This is a genomic window from Neorhizobium galegae, from assembly GCF_017877055.1.
Classification (GTDB): Bacteria; Pseudomonadota; Alphaproteobacteria; order Rhizobiales; family Rhizobiaceae; genus Neorhizobium; species Neorhizobium galegae_D.
The window spans coordinates 1-17,289 of sequence record NZ_JAGIPG010000003.1 but is presented as its reverse complement, the minus strand read 5'-3'; the positions used below and the strand labels follow the sequence as shown (position 1 = coordinate 17,289).

Genomic DNA, 17,289 nt, shown 5'->3' with positions numbered 1-17,289 from the left:
TGCTCAATACCCAACTGCAGATAACCTACTCGGTTTACCCGCGATCACCGGCCCCCCCGAATGTTGGAGACCTCTTAACCCGTTTCGATGGGTGATTCCATACTTGAGTTTGAACAGCTCCCAGATTTGTAGACGCCTTCTTTCCTAATTTTGAAGCAAGAAGAGCATCATGAGCAAATCGAATTTCAGCGAAGAGTTTAAGCGTGACGCGGTGCGCCAGATCACGGAGCGAGGCTATCCGGTTTCGGAGGTTTCGCAGCGGCTCGGCGTCAGCCAGCATTCTCTCTACGAGTGGAAGAAGACGTTTGCGGCGTCGAACGCCAAGGGCAACGACGAGGTCGAAGAGATCAGGCGGCTGAAGAAGGAACTGGCTCGCGTCACCGAGGAGCGAGACATCCTAAAGAAAGCTGCCGTGCTTATGGCCGTGTGGCGACGCAAGCCGAAGGACAAGGTGCTGATCTATTCGGACCAGGGCTAGCAGTTCACGAGTATGGACTGGGCATCGTTCATCGTTCCTGAAACACCACAATCTGGTTCACTCGATAAGCCGCCGAGGGAACTGCCATGACAACGTCGTGGCCTGACGGTGTCTACGAAACTCGGGGCTATTCAGTTGAATCAGCTTCGACGCGTGTCGTCACAGCACAATCGATTCATCGATCGCAGAACATGCTCTAGTGAGCGCGACGCGATCGAGTTGATCCGATACCTCGAAGTCAAACATAACGTTTGTTTTCAAGCACCGGATACGTTTATCATGATCGGCCCATAACGACATGAGTGTATCGAATGACTTTGGAAAACGGCGACCTCCTCAACGACGTGGCAAATTATTACTCCGACAAGCTCCGAGCGCATGGAAACCGTGCAGCGGGCGTGGATTGGAATGGTGAGGCGGGCCAGAACCTTCGGTTCTCTCAACTGCTAAAAGTTGTCGACCCCACAGTTCCATACACAATAGGAGACATCGGTTGCGGATATGGTGCGCTGGTCGACTATCTCAAAACTCTGAACCACGATTTCCAATATACGGGCATAGATATCTCCGAGCAGATGGTTTCGGCTGCCAACGCACGGTTCGAGAACCAGCAAAATTTCCGGTTCCTGGTCGGGAACTCCCTGGATGAGCCCTCGGACTATTGTGTCGCGTCGGGCATATTCAACGTGCGGCTCGAGCGATCGGACGAGGACTGGCTGAGCTCTATAATTCATACCATAGAAAAGATGAATGCCTCGTCGCGGAAGGGATTTGCGTTCAACTGCCTCACGTCATACTCGGACTCGGAAAAGATGCGATCCTACCTTTATTATGCCGATCCGCTCAGGCTCTTTGACATATGCAAGCGGCGCTTCTCGCGCAATGTAGCGCTTCTCCACGACTACGGATTGTATGAGTTTACGATAATTGTGCGCAAGGACCCTTAGGTTGCAACCTGCGACAGTGTAGTCGGGGACTGTGTTGAAATTTTCTCTACCCAACAATCGATTAGCGGTTGAATTTCGGCGGGTACGATCCAGAAAAATTTATGCGCTTTAATTGCAACTAAGAAAGCCACGAAACGAAGCATAAATGGAGATCTGCGAGCTGCGAACTCACGGTCTGTTGCAAGCCGCTTCACTGCCTTTTCAAGCATATGCGTATTCATTTTGACGTTGAGAGAAGGGATCCTACGCACCGCTCGTTTGACTGATGAGGTCGTGATCCAGTTAAGCGACGCCCAGATACCCTCGTTATCAAGTAGGTCCGCCTTGGACCTGATCCGGCTGTCAAACACGTAACGTGTTAACCTTTTTGAGAAGAGGGTCGGAATATTAAAATGCGGTTCGTAAGGAAAGGCATAGTTTGCGCAGGTGAATCTGTAAAAACACCCCAGTTTTAGCGCTCGCCCAACCCGCTCGATGACTCGATCGACATTTCCCACATGCTCCATCACATTAATTGAGAACGCATAATCATATACTAGATCGACGTCCAAATCTTCCGCGTAAGCCCCCAGAAACTCGGGCTCAATACCGTCTTCAGCCGCGCACCTAAGGACCAAGGTCCTCATTTGATCAAAGTGTGAAAATCCATCGCCGACGGGTTCAAGTCCAACGATCTGGTAACCTGCAGACTTTAGAAAGCATGTCAGCAGAAAGGAACCTGCGCCAACCTCTAGAATCTTCGCATCCGGGCGCAAAGATTCCAGGTCCCCACGGATATGGTCAACCGAAAATCGCGCTTCTGCGGAATAGGTGTCAAATATGCCGAGCAACTGCGGAGCATTTACAGAAAAATACGCCCTGGCTTTTTCCAGCCATTGATCGATATCCTCATATTTCCTCATTTTGTATCCGCACTTTATGCCGTTTTTAGAGGGAGGGATGGTGTTAGTGGCACCAATCAGTCAGCATCTATTACGACTGACTACAAAGTATAACTCCGAGTAATATTATGAAAATTCCGAGAATCCTCTGTGCATTTAAATTCTCTCCCAGTAGAACGACGCTTCCGAGCGTAACCAGAAATACAGTCATCCCAATGTAGACCGGAAATGCCAAGCTCAGCGCATACCGCTCAACCACTATCATCCACGAAAGCGAGCTGAGAAATGCCGCTACGTAGCCAGATACGATAATGGGATCAATCAAATAGGAAACTAATCGTTCCCAAATTCCTCCATTGAGCACTCCCGCTTTCACAAGTGTGCCTACGCGCCACTTGAGCATCAACTGCCCATATACTACGAAGGAGATGGTCGGAGCCAGTGCGAGAAAAAATCTCATTTATTTTGCCGCAGGTCAGTTTTCGCATGACCGTACCGGTACATATCCAGCATGTCCGGCGGGATGCCCCAGTCGTGGGCTCCGACATCATCATGCAGCCTTTCTAAGTTGGCCTTATGACTTTCGATGATTTGTCGCGTAAGTCCGCCTGGTGAAGGCGTAAAGCCGTGCTGATAGGCGGCGCTCATCATATGCTTGATTGATTTCTCGATTGCTGCCTCGCGGCTAAGAATACGCAACGGCTTGCGTTCGGGATGAAACCACTCAAGGCGTTCATCCGTCTTGTCGCCATGTATGATGTTCGCCAGTATCTCCGAAAGCAGCGGCGACAGATGAAACCCGTCACGCTTGGTCCCGGTGCAGACAACTAGGTTCGAAATCGAGGTCCGGCCGATCAGCGGATAGCCATCCTGGCTTGTCGGACGCCAGCCTACATTGATGCCGACGAGATCAGCCTTGTAAAAATTAACGTTGATCTGTTCCATAGCGGCTTTCATCAGCGTTTCGACGCTGGTAAGGCGGCCATAGTTGTACGGAGTGGGAGAAATAAAATTCGTCGCACCGATCAGGATATGGTCTTGTGGCTCGTCGGGATCACGGAAGAATGGTACGCTGTAAATACCGCACGCGAGCCCCCTGTTAGGCGTCCTTATGACCTTGGTGTGCGGAAAGTCGCGGCTTCTGATTTCAAGCGAAACCCCAACGCCATAGAAAATGCGCTGGATATCAATCCCCAGATCGCTCTTTTCAATCAGATCCGTGACCGTCGCCCCTGTCGCCAGGAGGTAGGTGTCACCAACGAGCGTTTCCCCATTCGAAAGCACAACCCCGGTTAATACCTTAGCCGTCTTCAACAGCCGTTGTGCTTCGGCATCAACGAACCTTACCTGAGGGAACCGCTTGAGAAGATTGTCGAGCTTCTCCAAAATTAGTTTCGGATTGAACCAGCCTTCATTTTCAATGTAGAGGGCGCGTGTTGCTCGCGCCTTCTGTTCCGGCAGATAGTTTGGGATGTCTCTTGGCGAGACATGCCTGAACGGTTCGTCGAATTGCTCTAGGGCATCGACGATTGCATCGTAGTTTTCGTCATCCAGATCATCTGCGGCGGTGTTATTGACAACGTAGGTACCGGTATCAACGCAACCGCCGCCGCCGAAGCCAGAGCACTTCCTGCATCCCAATGGCAGACAAGATGCGCCGGCTTCGATCATTTCATTCTCGAAGCGCGGCCACATTCTCCCCGCTAAATGGCTGAGTTCGAAACGGAACATGTCAATTTCGTGATCGAGCGATCCTTTTTCGATCTCGGCAAACGAGTTCAGCATGGCGCCCGCCGCTCGGGTCGCAGAACCCGCGCGGGCGCGCGGCCCGATGATAGTGATAAGATCCCGAGCGCTTGCCCTTTTCGCGAGGCGAAACGCGGTTGTCAGGGCAATGATCCCGTTTCCGATTATAACTGTTTCCATGAGAACCCAACAGCTGAATTAGATGGCTATTTAACCAAATAGCAGAGGCCCGGATAAGTCGAACTCCGGTAGATTTTATGGGGCACTTTCGTCAGAATGTTGTCCGCGTAAACTTGGCCCTCGGCCTGAACGGCAACACCGCGACTGATCTGCCAGAACGCGACAATGCCACCGGGCACCAGGCGGTCCCAGACATCCCTAAAGGACTTCAGAGTAGGATCGTACGAATTAACGTCGAAAAAGGCTAAGGAGACGAACTCCCCAGGATTTTCTTTGAAAAAGTTCGGGATCTCGACGCGACAATCGCCCTTGATGACTTTGTGCTTGCCGTTGTAGTTCCCCATAGCGTTACTGCGTTCGTGCAAGACGAGCAGCCTGCTAAGAAATTTGGAGTAGTCCTCTCCGCCGAGATCGTAAGTTCCCTCCCTATGGAGCTCGGTTGACTTATCTTTGTCAGAGAATCCCGCATAGCCTTCAAATGTGTCGAAGCAGACAATACGCCGGTTGAAATGAAGAGGCTCGTAAATTGCGCGAAGGTTCTCGCACAATACGGCCGTTTGGCCTCTCCACGTGCCGATATCCATGACAATCCCCGGAAGAGAAACTATCTTCTGATAGATCTCAGCGACGCCTAGGATCCTAGCCAGCAACGAACCTCTTAGAAAAAGACCGAGCGAACGCTCCTTCTCCTCATCCGTTGCTTGATAGGACTGCATGATATCAAAAATTTCTTTCCTCGACTCCAGTGCATCACTTGGTGAGTAGGAAAGGATTGACGACTCGTGACCCGTTGACATGCTCTGATTTCCTTGTCGTGTATTAGAGAATTTCACGGACGATATAAAGCGGCCTGTTTTGTACCTCGGTAAAGACCCGTCCCAGATACAGACCAAGTACGCCTGTACTGCCCACCTGAACGCCGAATCCGATCAGGCCGATTGCGGCAAGTGACGTGTAACCCGGCATAACAGTGGCGCCCAACAGCTTTTGCACGACCACAAAGGTGCCAAGTAAAGCGCCGATAAGGGCGAAGGCGAGTCCAATTCCTGCGATGAACTTCAGCGGTCTATCTGAAAAATAGAGAATTCCCGTCAGGGCAAGCCTCAATCGCTTACGAAAATTGTAGGACGACTTACCGTCGGCCCGTTCCCTGTGAATGATTTCGACGTAATGATGGCGGAAGCCCAGCCATTGATCGAGGCCTTGCGGGAAGCGGGCTTTCTCCGTCAGACTGTTATAAACGTCCACGAATGTTCTATTCATCACTCGCATAGGGGATGTGTGAGGCGGGGAACGGAGGCCCGTGAACAGTTCGAAAATCCAAAAGTACAATTTAGAAGTAATTCGGTCCATCAGAGGGCTATTCCGCTTCCTGTACTGGCCGATTACGAGATCATATTGCCCAGTTCTAACGGCATCGAGCAGTTTGGGAGCCTCGGAAGGCGGGTCCTGACAGTCTACGTTCATGCGCATTACATACTTGCCAGATGCCAATTGAAAACCACAGGCAATTGCCGCGTGCTGTCCAAAGTTGCGCGAGAGATCAACGACTTTAACAAAATTGAAGTCGTTCCGGACTTCTTTGAGAATTTCCAAGGAGTTGTTTGGGCTGCCGTCGTTAATAAAAATCAGCTCCATGTCCGCGGAGATATCAGTTTTTTCAAAGTATGCCTGAAAGACGTGCTGTAGTTCCTCGCAGCAGTTTCTTGCCAAATAGCCATCCCCGTAGATCGGAATTACTATTGAAAATTGCATCAGGTCGCTGCCTCTCCCGGATCGAATGGGCCTTCCAATTAGGGAAAAAGAGTTTTTCTGTCAACGACTGCTACGATGACGCGCCATGAGATGGTGTCGGTGTCATAGTGGTTATAGTTTCCTTGCAAGCGCTGTCCTGATCCCATCTTCCGGATCATCGCTTGATCATTGATGTTCAACCTCGAAAGAGGGCTTGGACATATGTCCATTTCAGAGCTTGCGCTTAAATCCAAGGATGAGCCAGTACGCCGGTTTGGGATGTTCACTGGCAATGGCCGTCGTCGCGAATGGACCGACGATCAGAAGGCGCGGATCATCGCGGAGAGTTGCGAGCCTGGCGTGACGGTGTGCTCTGTGGCGCGGCGGCATGGGTTGACGCCGCCGCAATTGTTCACATGCCGACGGCTCGCCCGAAAACCGGTGATGTCAGGTTAATAGGGAGGAGTGCGCAATGGGCAGGCTTGCATTAATCACGCGGCGATGGCGGCCGCATTCCTCCAATGGGCGATCGCCCTGAGGCGATGCAGGTGGACATCGATGGCTGTCTTTTTCGGGCGGGTTGGGACAAAGAGATTGCGAACCACGGAGAAGACGCTGACGAAACGTTGCAACGCGCCTGCCGAACGGAACCGCTGCATCACCCGCTCCCGTTTCCGCCGCGGCAGGTGCGAGTTTTCAGCACGGTTGTTCAAGCCCTTGTGCGATCGATGCTCGACGTCCGGCATGACCTGACGCCTTGCAGCGCCGTATGAACGGAGCTTGTCAGTGACCATGCGCTTGGGCTGGCATCCCTGCCTCTTCATCAACCGGACCAGAACCCGCTTCGCCGCTTTGGTATTGCGGCGAGCCTGCACAATTTCGTCGAGTCCATAACCGTCTTGGTCCACGGCACGCCAGAGCCAGTGTTTCCGCCTGCCGATCGTCACGACCACCTCGTCCAGATGCCACACGTCATTCGGGCTGGCGCTTTCCGCCGCAAGCGGGCGGCATAGTCGAGGCCGAACTTCTTTGCCCAGCATCGGATCGATTCATGCGAAACGACGATGCCGCGCTCCAGCAGCCTCTCTTCGATCAGGCGCAGGCTCAATGGAAATCGGAAATACAGCCAGACTGCATGGGAAATCACAGACGGCGGAAAGCGATGACGTTTATAATTGACCGGGCTCTGGCTCATCACGGCGACATAGCCGCAAAATCTTCCAGCCCCAGTTAACATGACATCGCCCCCTGCCCAATTATCCGCCAACCGTTAAGCCACTGACAACGTGACATCGCCCGGGGGTAGCTACATGGTCTAACTCATTTACCGCCTCAAGGGCCTACGACGTTGCTTTTTTCGAGTGCGTCCGCATGGCCTGCCAAAGGAGTGTTACTTGGCTTCGAAAGCGGGCATGCATTTCTTCAATACTCATTGCGTCAACGCTGATGTACAGCCGAAAAACGTCGCGGGTAATCGCATTCAAAAGCTGGGCCGCGACGATGGGATCGACTTCGGCGGTGATCGAGCCCCGCGCCTGCATCTGGCGCAGCAGCTTCTCCAGTTTTACGGTAAAAATGGACTGAACCTTCATGTAAGAACTGCGCCGCTCATCATTGGCTTCGAGCGCAGCGGCGGAGATCATTCGCCAGACGTTCTTCTGGCGATAGTCGTACGCGTCCTCGAGATCGATGCGCACAAATTCGCAAACTACGTCAATGGGATCACCTTTGGGGTCTTCGATGATGCGATCTAAGGACTTGTCCATCATCTCCTTGCTGATCTCCAGCAGACCCAAGAGTATGTCGCTCTTGGAGCGGAAGTAATTGTATATGGTTGGCGGGGAAACCTCCGCTCTCGTGGCGATGTCTTCCATCGTGGTTTCGGCGAATCCCTTGGCGGCAAAGAGTTCGGCGGCGGCGAAGACAATATCACGGTGCCGGCGGTGTCGCTGGCGGCCCCTCAATCCGAGTTTCTTGCTAAGCTGCTCCATATCTTATCCGTTTTGATCTTGCCGCGAGGCTCTCTTCACAATCGAGGTTCACGGTACCTTTGAAAATTCACTGGGTTCGCCGGTGGGCGGGAGGCAGTCAATTAGGTTCTGCTGAGGCTGACAAGCGTTAGCCTATACGCGATAAAATTCTTTATGCCAGTTTAAAATTTTATGTGAAATCGCATCGACCGACCACGGCGTCGTAAGACCTAGACTTTCATCTGATAAAAACCTTTAAGCCATTTAATTTTTTGTCTTGACTAAATTCAAGCCGACAATAGGGTTGGCCTAATACAGGATCGTCAAAACGAGGAAGCGAGAGCCAGATGCCCGCAGGCGAAGTGCAGGTCGACCGCGTGATGAAGCGTTACGGGCCGGTGCAGGCGGTTCAAAATGTCAGCCTGAATGTCCGAGGGGCGGAGTTCCTGTCGCTGTTGGGGCCTTCCGGCTGTGGCAAGACGACCCTGCTGCGGATGATTGCCGGATTCGAGACGCCCACCGAGGGACGGATTATGATCGACGGCGCGGATGTCACCAAGGTGCCGACCTATCGCCGTCCGATCGGCATGGTGATGCAGAGCCTGGCATTGTTTCCGCATATGGATGTGCGCGAAAACGTGACCTTCGGATTGATCCTGCGCAAAGAGAGCCGCGCGATTGCCGAGCGGAAAGCTGAGGATGCGCTGGCTATGGTCGGCCTCGCAGGCTATGGCGACCGGCTCGTGCATCAGCTATCGGGCGGACAGAAGCAGCGTGTCGCCTTGGCTCGCTCGCTGGTGACCGAGCCCGCCGTGCTGTTGTTGGATGAACCGCTTTCGGCCTTGGATCTGAAGCTGCGCCAGCAGATGCAGGAGGAGCTGAAGCGCATTCAGAAGCGGGTGGGCACGACCTTCATATTCGTCACGCATGACCAAGAGGAAGCGATGACCATGTCCGACAGGATCGCCGTGGTCAACGAAGGACAGATTGAGCAGGTCGGATCGCCACAGGAGATCTATGACAGCCCGGCCTCTTTGTTCGTCGCGAATTTTGTAGGCGATACCAACGTTCTTCAGGCTGAAGTGCTGGGTTCCGACGCATCTGGTACGCAGGTCCGCCTGCTCGGTACTGGCGAGACGGTCAATGCTCGTGGGGCGGCCTTTGCCCAGGGCGCTCGGGTCGAACTGATGGTGCGTCCTGATTACCTTAGGCTGAACTCTCCAGGGGCAGGTACCGGGCTAACCGGTACGATTACCGAGCGGACTTTCGTGGGCAATACCACGCGGTACCTCGTTTCGGTCAACGGGCGAGAGATGAAGGTGCGGGTGCCGCATTCGCCTCAGGTTAATGGCTTCATGCCGGGCCAAGACGTTCTGATTACCTGGCCGAGCGGCGGATGCGTCGCCCTGCCCTCAACTAAAAATTGAAACTAACAATAGAGGGGAATAGATCATGACGAGCAAACTTCCCGTGACCCGCAGAGGGCTGCTTGCTGGCGCAGCGGCGACTCTTGCGTCACCGGCCATCTTCACCCGTCCAGTGTTTGCCCAGGGCAAGGGCGAGGTGATCCAATGCAATTTTGGTGGAGGCGTGGCCACAGCCTTCAAAAAATCCTATGGCGATCTCTTTACCGAGCAGACCGGAATCCCCTTCAAGATCGTTGAAGTGCCGTCGACCGAAACGGCGCTGATCTCCAACGTCTCTTCCCCGATCTACAACTCCTCGTACCACTCCTATTCGGGTTCGATGAAACTGATCAAGATGGGTGTCACGGAGCCGCTGAAGCTTTCGGATTTCCCGGCGCTCAAGGATACGCCCAAGTCCATGCTGCCGATGATCGACGATGACCATGTCTCCGGCATCCCGATCCAGTTCCTGTTCTACGGCCTGGCTTTCAACAGCGCTTCGGCGGCCAAGGAGGATTTCGCCTCCTGGAACTCGCTCATCGATCCAAAATGGAAGGGCCAGGTGACGTTGACCAACCCGGTCTTTGCATCGCTCTACGATGTGCCGTGGTATTCTCGCATGCTCACAGGCGACCAGACCAAGGTAGAAGCCGGCATCGCTCATTACAAGAAGGTCTCGGACAACGCCCTCACCACCTACACTTCGATGGCGCAGAACCAGCAACTTCTGCAACGCGGTGACGCAGTGGCAAGCGCCTACTATTCGAGCCAGGTCTGGATCCTCAAGGAGGGCGGCGGCAGCACCGTGGATATCGTGATCCCGGAAGAAGGGGCTTTGATGATCCCCTATGTCTTCGTCATTCCCAAGAATGCTCCCCACATGGAAGCGGCGATAGAGTTCGCCAAGTTCGCCGGTACAGCCGCCCCCCAGGAGCGCAACTTCGCCAATTCCGGATACATCCCGCTAAACTCGACTGCGAAAATCGACGAGAATCTTCTGGTCGACCGCATGGGCTACACCCGTGAGCAGATCGTCTCGAAGACCTTCAATCCAGACTGGGGCCTCATCGAGAACGGGCGCGAAGCGCTGATCAAGCGTATCGAAGCAGCCCTCGGCTGAGCAGTCAAGTAAGAGGGCCCTTCATGAAGTTCGGACATGCCACATTATTGCTGCTGCTCCCCTGCGTCGGCCTATTAATCGGTATGCTGACAGGCGTCGGCTCTCTAGTGATACAGGCATTTGCCGGAAGCCAAGGGCCCTCTATCGCGAACTTCACCGAATTCACCAGTCGGCCCGAGGTCGTCGGCGTCTTCTGGTATACCCACGAAGTCGCGTTGATCGTGACGCTGATCTGCGTCTTCTTTTCCTATCCGCTGGCGGTCTTCATGGCGATGCGACCGAGGCTGATCTACCTGATTTTGATCCTGCTGCCGCTCATGGTTTCGATCGTGGTGCGCACATATGGATGGGTGGTTCTCCTGGGTCCGCGTGGACTGGTCAACACGCTGCTCATCGACGTTGGCCTGATCGATCGTCCCATGCGGCTGATGTTCAACACCGGTGGCGTGGTCGTGGGGCTTGTGCACATCTTCATTCCCTTCGCGGTCCTGTCGATCCTGGCGGTATACGTAAAGATCGAGAAGAGTTTGCCCGAGGCCGCGATGTCGCTCGGCGCCTCGCCATTCAAGGTGTTCACGAAGGTCATCCTGCCGCTGTCGTTGCCGGGCGTGGCCACGGCTGCAACTATTGTCTACCTGCTGACCCTTGGGGCGATCGTCACACCTCTGCTTCTGGGCGGTCAGCAGCAGACCATGCTCGGGACAATGATCTACAATCAAATGCTCGTCTACTACAACTTCCCGGCAGCCTCCGCCTCTGCAATTCTGCTGACCGCCTCGGCTGCAATTGCGGTCATCCCATTCCAACTTATCGACCGCTGGGCGACCCGCAAGCTGCCCGGCGGCGAGCAGAGCTGAGGACCTTCCCATGAAACTCGGGCCAGCGCTTCTGACCAGCTTTGCTTTCGCCGCGTTCCTCTTCATCCTGGCACCGATCCTGATTGTCGTCATGGCCTCCTTTACGCCGCGCGGCTACCTGGATTTCCCGCCACAAGGCCTTTCGCTGAAGTGGTATGCCGAGGTTCTCGGCTCCTGGGTCTGGTTGCGTGCCTTCATGTTTAGCGTCGCCCTGGCGTTCGTTGCCGCCACGGCGACCACTTTCATCTGCTTTCTCGCAGCGCTGGTGACGACGCGCCGCAGAGTGCCGGGCAAGAGCCTTTTCGAACTGCTGGTACAACTTCCGCTGTTGCTTCCGCACGCGGCGCTGGCCATGGCGCTGTTTTCGCTGGTCTTGTTCATAGGGCTGCGCGGCACGTTCATGGGCCTTGTGATCGCCCACCTGATCGTCGTTATGCCCTTTGTTTATAGTCCCATCGTCAATGGGCTGCGCCAGCATGACCTCAGCCTCGAAGAGGCCGCCATGACCCTCGGCGCCGACCCGGTCACGATTTTCCGCAAGATTACCCTGCCAATGATCCGGCCGGCGCTGGTCAGCGCCTTCCTGTTCAGCTTCATCGTCTCCTTCGATGAAGTCACCGTTTCCGTCTTTTTGATCGGGGTCGATCTGACGACGCTGCCGGTCAAGATCCTTTCCGATATCCAGGCTTCGGCAAGCCCGGCCATCGCTGCGGTTTCAACGCTGCTGATGTGTCTGACGCTGGCCATGGTCTATGTGGTCAACCGCTTCGTCGGCATCCGAATGTTCGTCGAAAACCGGGCCTGATCATTCGAACATCGCCTTGGCCTTAGCCCGCGTTCCGCGGGCTGGCTTTCTAGTGCCAAAATGCAAGAGACCGACATGATAGACAAACGACAGTTTTACATAGACGGGGCCTGGACCGACCCGAAGGAGGGCCGCGACAAGGAGGTCATCGACCCTTCTACGGAAGAGGCCTGTGCGGTCATCTCTCTGGCGGGCCCGGCCGACGTCGATGCCGCAGTTGCCGCAGCGAAGGCCGCTTTGCCCGGTTGGATGGCCACGCCCGCGGCCGAACGCATTGCTACGGTGGAGCGGTTTCTCACGGTCTATGAGACACGAGCCGAGGACATCGCCCAGGCGGTCTCGACTGAGATGGGCGCTCCCATCGATCTCTCACGACGGGCCCAGGTGCCGCTGGCTGTCAAGCACATCAAAGGCTTCCTGGCGGCGGCGAAGGATTTTCCGTTCGAGGCGCCGTTGTCCGATGCCTCTGCCGATACCCGCATCCTTTACGAGGCGGTCGGGGTCTGTGCACTAATCACCCCGTGGAACTGGCCGCTGAACCAGATTTCGCTGAAGTCCATAGCGGCGCTGATCGCGGGTTGCTCGATGGTTCTGAAGCCCTCGGAACAAAGCCCTCTCAACGCGATGATCTGGGCCGAATGCATGGCGGAGGCTGGTGTGCCGAAAGGCGTTTTCAACCTGATCAACGGCGACGGAGCCGGCGCCGGGACCCGACTTAGTGAACACAAGGATGTCGACATGATCAGCTTCACCGGCTCGACGAGAGCCGGCATTGCGATCTCGAAAGCGGCGGCTGCGACCCTGAAACGCGTGCATCTGGAATTGGGCGGCAAAGGAGCAAACCTGATCTTCGGTGATGCCGACGCAGGCGCCGTGGAACGCGGCGTGCGCCAGATGATGAATAACACCGGCCAGAGCTGTAATGCCCCCACGCGGATGCTCGTGCAGCGCGACGTCTATGACGCGACTGTCGAGACTGCCGCCAGTGTCGCGAAATCCATCTCTGTTGGCCCGGCCGCTATGCCGGGTCTGCATTTGGGGCCGGTTGTGAGCCGCGCACAATGGGACAAGATCCAGGGCATGATCCAGCAAGGTATCGATGAAGGCGCGCGGGTGGTTGCCGGCGGTCCGGGGCTTCCGGAGGGCCTCAACTGCGGCTACTTCGTTCGCCCGACGGTCTTTGCCGATGCCACCAATGACATGACGATCGCGCGCGAAGAAATCTTCGGCCCAGTGCTGACAATCATACCCTTTGACACCGAAGAACAGGCCATCGCGATCGCCAATGACACGCCCTATGGCCTATCGAACTATGTCCAGACGGCGGACGGCGCGCGGGCAAACCGCGTCGCGCGCGCGCTCCGATCAGGCATGGTCGAGATCAACGGGAAGCCCCGCGGTCCCGGCGCCCCGTTCGGCGGGATGAAGCAATCCGGCAATGGGCGCGAGGCGGGGGCCTGGGGCCTCGCGGACTTCATGGAGGTCAAGGCTGTCGGCGGCTGGGCAATCTAAGGACCGCAACAAGATTTTCGAACATACATCTAAAGGAAGATAAGATGAAAGCCTGGCTCAATCATGATCACGGCGAGATGTTGCGATGTGAAGACGTCGCCGATCCGCAGGCTGGCGAAAGCGGGTTGGTGATTCGCGTCACGCATTGTGGTCTGTGCCATTCTGACCTGCATCGCTGGCACGGGATTTCGGACCTTGGCAGCCGCGGCGTGGTGCGTCGCCCCAGGCCGGAACACCCAATCGCCATGGGGCACGAGATCGTCGGCGAAATCATTGCGATGGGCCCTGAGGTCAAGGGGCGTAGTCTCGGTGAAAAAGTAATCGTCTACCCCTGGTTCGGCTGTGGAAAATGCAAGGCGTGCATGTCTGGACAAGACAATCTTTGCCGCGAACCCACTCGCAGCCTGGGTTTCGGCAATCACGGCGGCTTTGCCGAAAAGGTGGCGGTCCCGCACGAACGCTACGCGGTGCCACTTGCAGAACTGTCACCCGAACACGCAGCCCCTCTCGCCTGTGCAGGACTGACCGTCCGCTGTGCCATTCGTAAGCTCGAACCCTTCGATGCCGATCAACCTATCGTATTGATCGGCGCAGGTGGCGTCGGACTGACGGCTATTTCGGTTCTTCATGCCCTGGGCCATCGCAACATCATTTCTCTCGACCGGGACGCGGGCCGGGGAGCGGCGGCGCGCGCCGCCGGGGCTAGTCACTTCATTGCCACACCGGAAGGGATTACGACCGCGGACGTGCTCCATCGCCTCGAGGGCAAGGTCGATGCCATTCTCGATTTCGTCAATAGTTCCGTGACAGCCACTATGGCCTTTGAACTTCTGGGCAAGGGCGGGCGCATGGTCCAGGTCGGGCTTTATGGCGGCGAGATGAAACTGCCCCTGCTTTTGCTGACCGGGGGGGCGCTGACGGTTCAGGGCAGCATTACCGGTACGCTGGACGATCTGCGCGATGTCGTGACCCTCGCGCGCGACGGCAAGCTTCCCCCAATTCCCGTTTCTGTCGTGCCACGCGCGGACGTCAACGACGCGTTGCGCCGCCTTGATGCCGGGACAGTGACGGGTCGTCTGGTGCTTGAGGCCGGTCAAATCTGAAGCACCTGCGCTTTTCTTCGAAGAGTCATGATCTGAGGACCCCAACAATGTCGAATGATGCAAGCCGTTTCCAGATCCATCCGGATATGCAGGTCCTGATCGATGCCCGACGACCGTCGCACCCCAATCCGACAGTCGCCGAGCAGCGCGAGAACTGGAATGCGTATGCAGCCCGGCTATCGCGGCCCCACCCAGACACACTCGAGGTCACTGAACGCGTCGTGCCCGGCAAAGGTGTCGAGGTGCCGGTGCGGATCTATCGGCCAAAGGCGGCACAGGGGCTCACGGGCTGCATGATCTACATGCATGGCGGGGGCTTCATGCTGGGGGACCTCGACAGTTCGGATTCCGTCGCGTGGGGCTTCGCTGCAGAAACCGGCGCCACGGTGATAAGCGTGGACTACAGGCTGACGCCGGAGAACCGGTGGCCAGCCGGCTTCGACGATTGCTGTTCGGTACTCGAATGGGCGGCCGCCGCGGGACCGGAGATCGGCATTGACCCCGACAGGTTGACGATCGGCGGCGATAGCGCGGGTGGGCGCTATGCGGCCTGCATGAGCCTGAAAGCGCGGGATGCAAACGGTCCGAAGATCCGGGCCCAGGTCATCATATATGGCAATGGCGGACCGATAGAGAACGCTGGGTCGATGTTGGATTTCGGAACCGGCTTTGGATTGACGGCCGCGCGGACCTCGGACTTTGCCCGGAAGCTGTTTCCAGAAGGAGCGCCGAAAGACGATCCGGTCGCCTTCCCGATCTTCGCCGCCGATCTCTCCCGCCTGCCGCCGACGCTGGTGCACGTGGCGGAGTTCGATCCGATCAGGGATGCCGGCCGGGCCTATGCGGCACGTTTGGTGCAGGCTGGCGTTGACGTTACCTTCCGAGAGGCTCGCGGCATGATCCACGGCTTCATGCGTGCTCGTTTCACCGGTGCTCAGGCGGCCAAGGAGTATAAAGTCATCTGCGATTTTCTTGCCGAGCATATGCGTTGAGCCAGGACGAGAGATCCCTACAATGCTTGTCGATATAGTCACGACCCGCTCAGGACAGCCTCCAGCAGCCTCCCTGTATGTCCACGACCTGTCGCGGGAGCAGATGCCGCGTTCGCCGCAAAAGGGGGCTGTTCGAACCGAGGTAGCCGTGATCGGTGCTGGTATCACCGGGCTTGTGACGGCGCTATACTTGGGGCGGCACGGTATCGACTGCCGTGTCCTTGAGGCCAACGAGCCGGGTTGGGGTGCGTCAGGGCGCAATGGCGGACAGATCAATCCCGGACTGAAGACGGGCCCCAAGACCGTTGCACAGCTTTTTGGTGAGAGAGCCATGCGACGCGTACAAGGCTCCGCTGACGCAGTTTTCGAACTGGTGGGTGAAGAGCGTATTGAATGTGAGATCCGCCGAGGCGGAACTCTACGCGCCGCCACCGACCGGCAATCGCTTGCCGAGCTCCAGGCCCTTGCGAAGGAAGCGAGGGACACCGGTATAGACTATCGCATGCTTTCGTCGGACGCGGTGGCTGCCGTCACTGGCAGCGCGCGCTACGTGGGTGGACTGCTGGACCCTTCGGGAGGGCAGGTGAACCCCTTGAAGTATACACTTGGAATTGCCGATGCGGTACAGCGTGCGGGTATACCCATTCATTGCAATACACCCGCCCTTCGTGCCCGCGAGACGCAGGGTCTCTGGCGCATCGAGACACCGGAAGGCGAAGTTACGGCGGATAGGATTCTGTTCGCGACCAATGGCTATACAGATGGTCTTGTGCCGGGGCTGCGGTGGTCCGTCTTGCCGGTCTTCAGTTCGATCCTCGCCTCGCGACCTTTGCCGCAGGAGTGGCGCGACCGGATTCTGGCGGACGGCCAATCTTGCTTTGAAGTTGGGCCAGTGACCACCTACTACAGGGTCGACAGCAATGGGCGGCTGATCTTCGGGGGTCGAGGACGGATGCGCGATGCTGACGGCCCCGGCGCATTTCCGCAACTGGAGACGCTGGCCGAAACAATTTGGCCGGGGATTGGTGCGGTCGGCTGGGAGTACGGCTGGAACGGACGTGTGGCGTTGACCGCCGATCACTATCCACATGTGCACCATATTGGCAAGAACGGTTATGCCTGCCTGGGCTATAACGGACGCGGAGTGGCGATGGCCACGGTGATGGGTCAGGAGATGGCGGCCCTGCTGGTCCGCGGCGAGACCCCGATCCTGCCTTTCAGCAAGCCTAGTTCCATTCCCTTCCAACCTTTCTGGCCATCGGGCGTCGCGCCGGCCTTGGCCTGGGCAAAGATAAAAGCGAAATATCTCCGTCGCCAATGACGTAAGACGGTATCGGGCGTCGTAAACCTAACGGCCACAAGGGCAGACCATGATGCCGGCCGAGTTCGTCGGTCATGCTCGGGCGATTTTCGCCTACAGGTTCATTGCTGCTGAACGCGATTCGCGATGATGGCTGGAGGAGATGTCGTGGCGAGGGATGTGGAATAGGTTGGCAATCGGATCGTGAATGGAGACGAAGCGCTGCAACTGTCCCTGTGACTTGAAGCGCTTCATGAT

Annotated in this window: 15 protein-coding genes and 3 pseudogenes; 11 read left to right on the top strand and 7 right to left on the bottom strand. The window is 56.4% G+C overall.

Annotated elements, in window-relative coordinates; genetic code table 11:
- Positions 1–169: 169 nt before the first annotated feature.
- Together J2857_RS31495 and J2857_RS19365 are read left to right on the top strand one after the other, a co-directional pair.
- Positions 170–409: pseudogene (locus J2857_RS31495) on the top strand (transposase); the annotation flags it as partial.
- 380 nt (positions 410–789) lie between these two features.
- Entirely contained in the window at positions 790–1,425 is a 636-nt protein-coding gene (locus J2857_RS19365) for a class I SAM-dependent methyltransferase (RefSeq protein ID WP_210011748.1), read from the top strand.
- Here the strand turns inward: J2857_RS19365 and J2857_RS19360 are convergent.
- The 4 genes from J2857_RS19360 to J2857_RS19345 form a co-directional block, all read right to left on the bottom strand.
- The gene (locus J2857_RS19360) at positions 1,422–2,327 is read right to left on the bottom strand and encodes a class I SAM-dependent methyltransferase (protein ID WP_210011747.1); all 906 of its coding nucleotides are present in this window, start codon (positions 2,325–2,327) and stop codon (positions 1,422–1,424) included. The genes J2857_RS19365 and J2857_RS19360 overlap by 4 nt on opposite strands.
- A gap of 435 nt (positions 2,328–2,762) precedes the next feature.
- Entirely contained in the window at positions 2,763–4,232 is a 1,470-nt protein-coding gene (locus tag J2857_RS19355) for an NAD(P)/FAD-dependent oxidoreductase (protein ID WP_210011746.1), read from the bottom strand.
- Positions 4,233–4,258: 26 nt separating this feature from the next.
- Positions 4,259–5,029, bottom strand: a complete 771-nt coding sequence (locus tag J2857_RS19350; RefSeq protein WP_210011745.1) for a class I SAM-dependent methyltransferase — start codon at positions 5,027–5,029, stop codon at positions 4,259–4,261.
- 22 nt (positions 5,030–5,051) lie between these two features.
- The gene (locus J2857_RS19345; protein WP_210011744.1) at positions 5,052–5,987 is read right to left on the bottom strand and encodes a glycosyltransferase family 2 protein; all 936 of its coding nucleotides are present in this window, start codon (positions 5,985–5,987) and stop codon (positions 5,052–5,054) included.
- Between the two features lie 171 nt (positions 5,988–6,158).
- Here J2857_RS19345 and J2857_RS19340 point away from each other — a divergent pair, with 171 nt between their 5' ends.
- A complete protein-coding gene (locus tag J2857_RS19340) occupies positions 6,159–6,422 on the top strand; it encodes a transposase (RefSeq protein ID WP_306867165.1) in 264 nt (87 codons plus the stop codon).
- Positions 6,423–6,457: 35 nt separating this feature from the next.
- On the opposite strand, the pseudogene J2857_RS19335 reads toward J2857_RS19340, so the two are convergent.
- Positions 6,458–7,161 (bottom strand): annotated as a pseudogene (locus J2857_RS19335) (IS6 family transposase).
- A 145-nt stretch (positions 7,162–7,306) separates the two neighbouring features.
- A complete protein-coding gene (locus J2857_RS19330) occupies positions 7,307–7,957 on the bottom strand; it encodes a TetR/AcrR family transcriptional regulator (protein ID WP_210011743.1) in 651 nt (216 codons plus the stop codon).
- Positions 7,958–8,283: 326 nt separating this feature from the next.
- Between J2857_RS19330 and J2857_RS19325 the strand changes: the two genes are divergently transcribed.
- The 8 genes from J2857_RS19325 (at position 8,284) to J2857_RS19290 (ending at position 17,052) form a co-directional block, all read left to right on the top strand.
- The gene (locus J2857_RS19325) at positions 8,284–9,363 is read left to right on the top strand and encodes an ABC transporter ATP-binding protein (protein WP_210011742.1); all 1,080 of its coding nucleotides are present in this window, start codon (positions 8,284–8,286) and stop codon (positions 9,361–9,363) included.
- Between the two features lie 25 nt (positions 9,364–9,388).
- Positions 9,389–10,462, top strand: a complete 1,074-nt coding sequence (locus J2857_RS19320) for an extracellular solute-binding protein (protein ID WP_210011741.1) — start codon at positions 9,389–9,391, stop codon at positions 10,460–10,462.
- Positions 10,463–10,485: 23 nt separating this feature from the next.
- A complete protein-coding gene (locus J2857_RS19315) occupies positions 10,486–11,319 on the top strand; it encodes an ABC transporter permease (protein WP_210011740.1) in 834 nt (277 codons plus the stop codon).
- Positions 11,320–11,329: 10 nt separating this feature from the next.
- Positions 11,330–12,124 (top strand): ABC transporter permease, encoded by a 795-nt coding sequence (locus J2857_RS19310; protein WP_210011739.1) that lies wholly within the window; start codon positions 11,330–11,332, stop codon positions 12,122–12,124.
- Positions 12,125–12,184: 60 nt separating this feature from the next.
- Positions 12,185–13,636, top strand: a complete 1,452-nt coding sequence (locus J2857_RS19305) for an aldehyde dehydrogenase family protein (RefSeq protein WP_210011738.1) — start codon at positions 12,185–12,187, stop codon at positions 13,634–13,636.
- Positions 13,637–13,680: 44 nt separating this feature from the next.
- Entirely contained in the window at positions 13,681–14,739 is a 1,059-nt protein-coding gene (locus tag J2857_RS19300) for an alcohol dehydrogenase catalytic domain-containing protein (protein ID WP_210011737.1), read from the top strand.
- Positions 14,740–14,825: 86 nt separating this feature from the next.
- Positions 14,826–15,731, top strand: coding sequence for an alpha/beta hydrolase (locus J2857_RS19295; RefSeq protein ID WP_210011736.1), 906 nt, complete (start codon positions 14,826–14,828; stop codon positions 15,729–15,731).
- Between the two features lie 22 nt (positions 15,732–15,753).
- The gene (locus J2857_RS19290) at positions 15,754–17,052 is read left to right on the top strand and encodes an NAD(P)/FAD-dependent oxidoreductase (protein ID WP_210011735.1); all 1,299 of its coding nucleotides are present in this window, start codon (positions 15,754–15,756) and stop codon (positions 17,050–17,052) included.
- A 93-nt stretch (positions 17,053–17,145) separates the two neighbouring features.
- Here the strand turns inward: J2857_RS19290 and J2857_RS19285 are convergent.
- A pseudogene (locus J2857_RS19285) lies at positions 17,146–17,289 on the bottom strand (IS6 family transposase); the annotation flags it as partial.